Below are 259 nucleotides of genomic sequence, written 5' to 3'. Positions count from 1 at the left end.
AGCGGTGTTTGGCGATCGCTACTGGGTCGGAAACCAGATAACGCAGCCGCAGTCGTTTGAATCAATGCGGCTCGACTGGAGTCGGGCGTTTGGCGGGGAAGGACACGATGAAAATCCTTATGGTTTGGGTATTCATCCTGAGGTACACAAGGGACATGAATTCATTCGTTTACCCAATATTGAAGCAATGGCTGGCCGCCTCACTCACATTAAGCAGAAGCCCGAACCTGCGAGTTTTGGCCCGTTAGATATTAGCTGG

1 protein-coding gene is annotated in these 259 nt (G+C 51.4%); it reads left to right on the top strand.

From position 1 onward, the window contains the following. The coding region (locus tag SB756_RS31835) for a DUF2169 domain-containing protein (protein ID WP_410913470.1) at nucleotides 1–259 on the top strand (259 nt) is incomplete at both ends.

The sequence above is a fragment of the Pseudomonas sp. SIMBA_068 genome, assembly GCF_046534705.1.
Classification (GTDB): Bacteria; Pseudomonadota; Gammaproteobacteria; order Pseudomonadales; family Pseudomonadaceae; genus Aquipseudomonas; species Aquipseudomonas putida.
This window is presented reverse-complemented; position numbering and strand designations above follow the sequence as displayed.